This window comes from Deferrisoma sp. (assembly GCF_054681715.1).
Genome location: NZ_BAAHFQ010000160.1, coordinates 1 through 6,183, shown reverse-complemented (window position 1 = coordinate 6,183; position 6,183 = coordinate 1). Strand labels below are relative to the sequence as shown.

The 6,183-nt window shown below is 69.9% G+C and carries 8 protein-coding genes; 3 read left to right on the top strand and 5 right to left on the bottom strand.

The genetic code is table 11. From position 1 onward, the window contains the following. Nucleotides 1–76: 76 nt before the first annotated feature. The 5 genes from ACY0I8_RS15305 to ACY0I8_RS15285 all read right to left on the bottom strand — a co-directional run bounded on the left by ACY0I8_RS15305 (nucleotide 77) and on the right by ACY0I8_RS15285 (nucleotide 3,924). Nucleotides 77–1,075 (bottom strand): FliM/FliN family flagellar motor switch protein, encoded by a 999-nt coding sequence (locus ACY0I8_RS15305; RefSeq protein ID WP_459941939.1) that lies wholly within the window; start codon nucleotides 1,073–1,075, stop codon nucleotides 77–79. An 11-nt stretch (nucleotides 1,076–1,086) separates the two neighbouring features. Further along, nucleotides 1,087–2,139 (bottom strand): flagellar motor switch protein FliM, encoded by a 1,053-nt coding sequence (gene fliM, locus ACY0I8_RS15300; RefSeq protein ID WP_459941940.1) that lies wholly within the window; start codon nucleotides 2,137–2,139, stop codon nucleotides 1,087–1,089. 99 nt (nucleotides 2,140–2,238) lie between these two features. Continuing rightward, the gene (locus ACY0I8_RS15295) at nucleotides 2,239–2,979 is read right to left on the bottom strand and encodes a sigma-70 family RNA polymerase sigma factor (RefSeq protein ID WP_459941941.1); all 741 of its coding nucleotides are present in this window, start codon (nucleotides 2,977–2,979) and stop codon (nucleotides 2,239–2,241) included. A gap of 163 nt (nucleotides 2,980–3,142) precedes the next feature. Beyond that, nucleotides 3,143–3,484, bottom strand: coding sequence for a flagellar biosynthesis anti-sigma factor FlgM (locus ACY0I8_RS15290; protein ID WP_459941942.1), 342 nt, complete (start codon nucleotides 3,482–3,484; stop codon nucleotides 3,143–3,145). Nucleotides 3,485–3,573: 89 nt separating this feature from the next. Next, nucleotides 3,574–3,924, bottom strand: coding sequence for a hypothetical protein (locus ACY0I8_RS15285; RefSeq protein ID WP_459941943.1), 351 nt, complete (start codon nucleotides 3,922–3,924; stop codon nucleotides 3,574–3,576). 189 nt (nucleotides 3,925–4,113) lie between these two features. Between ACY0I8_RS15285 and ACY0I8_RS15280 the strand changes: the two genes are divergently transcribed. The 3 genes from ACY0I8_RS15280 to ACY0I8_RS15270 all read left to right on the top strand — a co-directional run bounded on the left by ACY0I8_RS15280 (nucleotide 4,114) and on the right by ACY0I8_RS15270 (nucleotide 5,820). Then, entirely contained in the window at nucleotides 4,114–4,383 is a 270-nt protein-coding gene (locus ACY0I8_RS15280) for a hypothetical protein (protein ID WP_459941944.1), read from the top strand. Continuing rightward, nucleotides 4,380–4,868 carry a YaiI/YqxD family protein gene (locus ACY0I8_RS15275; RefSeq protein WP_459941945.1) on the top strand — a complete coding sequence of 163 codons (489 nt, stop codon included), beginning with the start codon at nucleotides 4,380–4,382 and terminating at the stop codon, nucleotides 4,866–4,868. The genes ACY0I8_RS15280 and ACY0I8_RS15275 overlap by 4 nt, the downstream gene beginning before the upstream one ends. Nucleotides 4,869–5,007: 139 nt before the next feature. Further along, nucleotides 5,008–5,820: an IclR family transcriptional regulator gene (locus tag ACY0I8_RS15270; RefSeq protein WP_459941946.1), complete on the top strand. Its 813-nt coding sequence runs from the start codon at nucleotides 5,008–5,010 to the stop codon at nucleotides 5,818–5,820. Nucleotides 5,821–6,183: the final 363 nt, after the last annotated feature.

Sequence of the window (6,183 nt, the reverse complement as noted above, 5' to 3'; positions counted from 1 at the left end):
GGCTTCGAGGGGGGAGTCGGCGCCGATCCGCAAGAACCCGCGGGCCTGGATCGCGTCCAGGGCCCAGGGGGGCAGGTCAGGACGGCCCGAGCTTGCGGATCCGCTCGGTCGGCGACTCAATTTCGGTGATGCGAAGGGCGAAGTGATCGGAGCTCACCACCACGAGCTCCCCCTTGGCGAGCACCCGGTTGTTGACCACGAGCTCCACCGGGGCCTCGGTGTCCTTGTCCAGATCGATGATCGACCCGGGCCGAAGGCGCTGGATGTCCTTCAGGGGCATCTCGGCCTCGCCGAGCCGGACCGTGGCCTCGACCTCCAGGTCCAGGATGAGGTCGATGTTGCGGATGTCGGGGGGCGCGGCCGGCTCCGCCCCGCCCCCCGCGAACGGGGACCCCGACGAGCCCGAAACCGCCGAGGGCTGCGGGACCTCGTCCTCCTCTTCCCGCAAGACCTTCGCCATCTCCCGGGCCACCCCCACCGGGAGGAGGACCCGAAGGGGGGTTTCGAGCACCCCGTCCACCTTGATCGTGCCCACCCCCAGGAAGGCCTGACCCCAGGGAAGCACCTCGGTCAGGGTTTTCGCCTCCACGGCCTCGATCGTCGGCGGGGCAAACCCCACGTCGCGGCCCAGGGTGGCCGACAGGGTCGGGGCGCCGCTCCCGGCGATCTGGGTGAGGGCTTCCTTGAGGGCGTCGAGGTCGGCCTCCTCGAGGGCCTCCTTCTCCTTCCCCTCGCCCCCGAGAATGAGGTCCGCGAGCATCGAGGCCTCCCGGTGCCGCAGGAGGAACGCGAGCTCCCCGTCGAACCCCGACCGGAACGGGAACCGGGCGAGGAGCCCTTTGTCGCCCGCCAGATCCTCCAGGTTCACCACCTGGCCGATGCCCTCGGTCACGGTGGCGGGCCGGGCCAGGAGGGAGGCCAGGGCCGAGTTGGCCGAGGCGAAGAACACCCGGATGGCCCGCTCCACCTCCTCGACCTCGGAGGGGCTCAGGTCGGAGGCGGGCGCCTCCCCCAGGTCGTCGGCCGCGGCGCTCAGCAGGCGGTCGATCTCGTCTTGGCTCAGGATGTCGGACATCGTTCCTCCCGCTACCCGGTGCCGGCCCCGAGGGCCTGGAATTCGTCCCCGGCGTCCGGGGTCGGCTCGGGTTCCTCGTCGCGGATGACGCTTTCGATGCGCACGGCCTTGCGGCCCTTGCGGGCCCCGTAGAGGCCCCGGAATTTGGGGAGTTGCGCTACCGAAACCGTGACCTGCTGGTGGAGGTCGGCGCCCAGGGGCAAGAGGTCGCCCTCCTTGAGCCCCAGGATCTGCCGGATCGTGAGCCGCTTTCGGCAAAGGTCGGCCTGGAGCCGCACCACGGCCCGGGCGATCACCTCGTCGAGCCGCCGGTAGTCGGCCTCGGTCATCCGGGTGGTGATGTCGGTCTGGTGCTCCTGGCGGAGCTCCACCGCGAAGGGCTCCAGGTAGATCGCCGGGATGCACAGGTTCATCATGCCCGAGGTCTGGCCCACCTTCACCTCGAACACGATCACCACCACGATCTCGTTGGGGGCTACGATCTGCACGAGCTGGGGGCTCGTTTCCCGCCGGTCGAGGACGAACCGGGTCTCTCCGATGGTGCGCCAGGCGTCCTGGAGGTCCCGGAGGGCCATGTCGATGAACCCCTCGATCAGGGCCTGCTCGATGGGGGTGATCTCCCGGTTCATCGTGGGGGTTTCCGACGATCCCCCCATGAGCTTCTCGATCACGGCGAACACCAGCGTGGGGTTCACCTCGAAGGCCAGGGTGCCGCCCTGGGGGGCGATCTTGACCACGTTGATGCAGGTGGTCTCCGGGAGGCTCATCAGGAACTCGGCGTACGAGAGCTGATCCACGCTCAGGAGCACGATGTCCGAGATGGTCCGCAGGTACGCCGAGAGATCCAGGGCGAGGTTCCGGGCGTAGCGCTCGTGCAGGAAGTGGAGGCTCTGGAGGACGTTCTTGGAGATGCGGTTCGGCCGCTTGAAATCATACCGGCTCGCCCGCTTGCGGTACCGGGTGGGGGCCGGCTTGGCCGCCGGTTCCGCCGGCGCCGCTTCCTGCTGGAGCGGGATGCTCTGGAGGAGGGCGTTCACCTCTTCCTGACTCAGAAGCTCCGACACGATCGTCCTCGCGGGTACGGTGCGAAACCGGAACGAAACGAACCCGTTCCCCTCTCCATCGGCAGGTTCGGTGGAAAACGTGAGGGGCGCGGACCCCGGCTACTCCAGGAGGCCTTCCAGGAGTCCCCGGAGCCGCAGGATCGCGGCCGAATGGAGCTGGCTCACCCGGGACTCCGTCACCCCCAGGATCTTCCCCACCTCCTTCATCGTGAGCTCGTTGAAGTAGTAGAGCTTGAGGACCATCCCCTCCTTTTCCGGGAGTTCGTCGATCTTCCGGGCCAGGATGTCCCGGACCTCCTGCTTGCGCAGGAGTTCGAAGGGGCTCTTCTCGGGCTCGTCGGGGATGTACTCCCCGAGCTCCCGGGCCTCCTCGTCGTCCTCCACGTCGCCCCCGGGGCGGTTCAGCGACAGGAGCGAAAGCCCCCGGGCCTTGTAGAGGAGGTCGTTGAACTCGTCCATGGAGATGCCCATGGCCGCCGCGGCCTCCTCGTGGGTGGCGGGCCGCTGGAGCTGCTGCTCCAGTTCATGGAACACCCGGGCGAGCTCCCGCTCCTTGCGGCGCATGGACCGGGGCGCCCAGTCCTGCTGCCGCAGATAGTCCAGCATGGCCCCGCGGATCCGGAACTCCGCGTAGGTCTTGAACTTGACCCCCCGGTCGGGCACGAACTTGTCGATGGCGTCGATGAGGCCGATGACCCCGGTGTTGATGAGGTCGTCGAGTTCGATGGATGAGGGGAGCCGCGCCGCCATGCGCTCGGCGATGTATTTGACGAGGGGCGCGTACTCCTCGATGAGCTCGTCTCTGGTGGGTTGGGGTTCGGCGGCAGAAATGGCCGACACTCCTTCGGGTTCGAGACGGCTGGGGAAGCGCGGACGGGCAGGAAAAACCGGCGCGTATCCTAACACCCCGTTTTTCGGGGTGTCAACGCGCGCGAGGGCCCGGCCCCCCGGACGCAGGGCGCACGAATCCCCTTCGTCCCCGCAACGGGGAGCGAAGAGGCGGTTAGTCCAGGTAGAGGGCCCGGAGGCGGGCCTCGAGATCCTGGACCGTCACCCGGTCGTCGGCGATCTCGTCCTGGTGCCGGGACACGAGGCGGTCCCGCGTGTCGCGCACCTTGGCCTGGCGGGCGTCCGGATCGAGGTCGGGGTGGTCCCGCTCGACCATCTGCGACGCCAGGGTGCCCACCCACTGGACCTTCTGGGCCGTGGGGCTCAGGTTGACGCGGTCCCCGGACGGGGCGGCGCTCGGCGCCGGCCCTGCCTTGGGCCGCTGAACCTTGCCCAGCCGGTCCTGGCGGGCGTAGGTGCGCAGCACGTTGTGCACCGTGAATTGGGAAATGCCCATGATCCCGTCCCTGGGAAGAGGGTCTGCTCCTTCGTGTTGACGGATCGGCAGGGGGGCGAGAAGTCTTTAGGGGAAACCGGGGATGGGGATCATTTTTTTTGGTAGGCGGATACGGCGCGCCGGGCCGGGGCCCGGGGCGCGGCCCCCGCGGCGGGAAGGAGCTCGTGGCAGCGGCGTTCGGCCTCCACGAGCTCTGCAACCAACGTCTGGACCTCGCGGACGGCCCCGGCGAACGCCGGACGGGCGCGCTCCTCGGCCGATGCCGCCTGGGCCTCCGCCCAGAGCCGGGCGGCCTCCCCGACGAGGTGGTCCTTGCGGGTCAGGAGCTCCACGAGGGGGCCGTAGTCCCCGCGCCGCAGGAGAGCCTCCTGCTCGGCCGTGAGCCGGAGGAGGTCCCGGTAGGCGGCGAGGCAACGCTTCAGGGCGTCCGTGGGGGACAACGTGGGCGGCTCCATGGGGATCGCTTCGCATCGGGAGACGAGGGGGCAAAAAGTCCCTGCGCGCGGGTCGTCATCGGAAATCCGAGTCCTTCGGCGGCGGAGACCGGCGACCGATCCGCCCCCACGAGCTATCGGCTCGAGACTGCGGTAACATTAGCCCCCGCCACTGACACGAGCCGGGAGGTGACCATGGGAATCGACCGATACGACGAGGAACTCCACCCCCGCTGCCCCCCGCTCGGGGGGGAGGTGCCGTTTCGCCACTGCCGACGGGTGAACCGGGGGCTGCCGTGCCACCGCATCGTGGTGTGCTGGGCGGACCGGATCGACATCGGCGCGTTCCTGCGGGAACACTACACCCCCGAGGAGCTCGAGGCCATGAGCCGGCCCCCCGCGTCGCGGCTGGGCGTGATGCTGGAAACCCTCGATCGGGTGCGGAAGGCGAAGGAGAAGGAATGAGCGACCAGGGCGAAACCCCCGTGGTGTATGTGGACGCCGACGGCTGCCCGGTGAAGGACGAGGTGGCCCGGGTGGCCGCCCGGTTCGGCTGGCCGGCCTACTTCGTGAGCGGCCGGCCCACCCGGCTCCCGAGCGACCCCGTGGTGCGTGCGGTGGTGGTGGGGGGCGCGTTCGATGCGGCCGACGACTGGATCGCCGAGCGGGCCGGGCCGGGCACCGTGGTGGTCACGGCCGACATCGCCCTGGCCGCCCGATGCGTGGAGAAGGGCGCCTGGGTCCTGGGGCCCAAGGGGAACCTGTACACGCCCCTGAACATCGGCGAGGCCCTGGCCCGCCGGGAGCTCAACGACCAGCTCCGCCAGATGGGCCTCCAGGGAGGCGGCCCGGCCCCGTTCGAGAAGGCCGACCGCTCCCGGTTCCTCCAGAAGCTCGACGAGGTGCTCCACGCCGTTCGCCGGGGGCTCGCCTCGCCGCCGGCCCGGTAGACGTCCGTTCCTCGCCCGTGGTATTTTGCCTGCCGAAATCAGCTTTCGCTATCCTCCTCAAGAGAGTAGGGGCCGCCTCTCGTCGGTGCCCTTTCCCGAATTCCGTCCTCTGACCTCTGGTCCCTGACACGGAGCGCCCATGCCCAAGCGGTCCCACGAACGCGGGAAGGCCGCGGCCGACGGCCGGTACAATGTGCGGGCCGTGGAGCGGGCCATCGCGATCCTGGACGCCTTTTCCCAAACGCGACCCCGGCTGAGCCTCGACGAGGTGTCCCGGGAGACCGGGCTTTCCAAGCCCACGGCGTTTCGGATCCTGGCCACGCTCCAGTACCACGGGTACGTGGCCCAGGACCCGGCGGACGGGCGCTACCGCCTCGGCGCCCGGGTCTTGGGGCTCGCCCACGCGGCCATCGACTCCCTGAACCTGCGGGACGTGGCCCGGCCCCATCTGGATGCGCTCCGCGACGAGCTGGGGGTCACCGTGCTCCTGGGTGCCCTCATGGACGGCGACCTCGTGTACGTGGACAAGCGGGAGGCCCCCGGGCCCGTGCGGATCGCCTCCGACGTGGGGTGGCGCCGCGACCCTCCTTACTTCGGCATGCTCGGCATGACGCTGCTGGCCTTCCGGCCGGAGGACGAACTGGAACGCCTGCTGGGCACGAAACCGCTGCGGGCCTATACCGACCGCACCATCACCGACCCCGCGGCCTTCCGCGAACGGCTCCGGCAGATCCGGGCCGAGGGCGTGTTGGCCGAGTTCGGCGAGGCCGTGGAAGGGGTGTGGGGGGTGGCCGCCCCGGTGCGGGACGGCTCGGGGGACGTGGTGGCGGCCGTGGGGGTGGCCTTGCCCATGACCGCGGCCGGGCCCGAGCGGGTGGCCGCCGTGAAGGAGCGGGTGCGGGCCTGCGGGGAGGCGATCTCGGCCGACCTGGGCGCGGGGACGCCGGGCTGAGGGTCCCGTGTCGCCGCGAGGCGACGTTTTGGCCGCGGCGGGGAGGGTGGATCGCGGAACGTTTCGCCCTTTGTACTGTAAAATCCAATAGGTACGACTTTGGCACGTCAACTGCAGGACCTCCCGGACCGTTGGGGCGCGTTGCGCCCGTCGGATCGGTTCCCGTTTCCAGGAGGCCTGCAATGAAGCCCTGTTCCTGCCGTTCCCACCGCCTCGTGTTCCTCACCGACCGGTTCGTGTGCCGCTACTGCGGCTGGGTCTGGAGGCTCTCTGGTCCCAGGGGGTGACGCCGAGAGGCGACACTCGGTCGCCGCGGGGCGGCGTCGGCCCGTGCGGACGTGCGAACGCGCGGACGGGGCGTCC

Excerpts from the sequence above, each read along its gene's own strand:
- ACY0I8_RS15305 (WP_459941939.1), bottom strand. The coding sequence starts at position 1,075 with ATGTCCGACATCCTGAGCCAAGACGAGATCGACCGCCTGCTGAGCGCC.
- ACY0I8_RS15290 (WP_459941942.1), bottom strand. The coding sequence starts at position 3,484 with ATGGGCATTTCCCAATTCACGGTGCACAACGTGCTGCGCACCTACGCC.
- ACY0I8_RS15280 (WP_459941944.1), top strand. The coding sequence starts at position 4,114 with ATGGGAATCGACCGATACGACGAGGAACTCCACCCCCGCTGCCCCCCG.
- ACY0I8_RS15275 (WP_459941945.1), top strand. The coding sequence starts at position 4,380 with ATGAGCGACCAGGGCGAAACCCCCGTGGTGTATGTGGACGCCGACGGC.
- ACY0I8_RS15270 (WP_459941946.1), top strand. The coding sequence starts at position 5,008 with ATGCCCAAGCGGTCCCACGAACGCGGGAAGGCCGCGGCCGACGGCCGG.